The 775-nt window shown below is 47.6% G+C and carries 1 rRNA gene; it reads right to left on the bottom strand.

The features are described 5' to 3' along the window. Positions 1 to 775: ribosomal RNA gene (locus tag DRF58_RS18180) — 23S ribosomal RNA — on the bottom strand; the annotation flags it as partial.

Here is a 775-nt window from a genome sequence, read left to right as displayed (position 1 = left end):
TCCGTCCCCTTTTTAGTGTGAGCAAGTATGGGAATATTAACCCATTGTCCATCCACTACCCCTTTCGGGTTCGCGTTAGGTCCCGACTAACCCTCAGCTGATTAGCATGGCTGAGGAAACCTTAGTCTTTCGGTGAGCGGGTTTCTCGCCCGCTTTATCGTTACTTATGCCTACATTTTCTTTTCTATCCGCTCCACAATACCTCACGATACTGCTTCGGCGCAAATAGAATGCTCCCCTACCAGATGTACTAATGTACAAATCCATAGCTTCGGTAATATGCTTATGCCCGATTATTATCCATGCCGGACCGCTCGACTAGTGAGCTGTTACGCACTCTTTAAATGAATGGCTGCTTCCAAGCCAACATCCTAGCTGTCAATGCAGTCCAACCGCGTTGTTTCAACTTAGCATATATTTAGGGACCTTAGCTGTTGGTCTGGGTTCTTTCCCTCTCGGACACGGACCTTAGCACCCGCGCCCTCACTGCTGAGAAACATTTATTAGCATTCGGAGTTTGTCAGGAATTGGTAGGATTTGACTCCCCCGCATCCAATCAGTAGCTCTACCTCTAATAAACTTGTCTCAACGCTGCACCTAAATGCATTTCGGGGAGTACGAGCTATCTCCCAGTTTGATTGGCCTTTCACCCCTACCCACAAGTCATCCGAAGACTTTTCAACGTCAACCGGTTCGGTCCTCCACTTTGTGTTACCAAAGCTTCAACCTGCCCATGGGTAGATCACAAGGTTTCGCGTCTAATCCTACTAACTAT

Source organism: Epilithonimonas hispanica (genome assembly GCF_003385395.1).
Taxonomy (GTDB): Bacteria; Bacteroidota; Bacteroidia; order Flavobacteriales; family Weeksellaceae; genus Epilithonimonas; species Epilithonimonas hispanica.
This window is presented reverse-complemented; position numbering and strand designations above follow the sequence as displayed.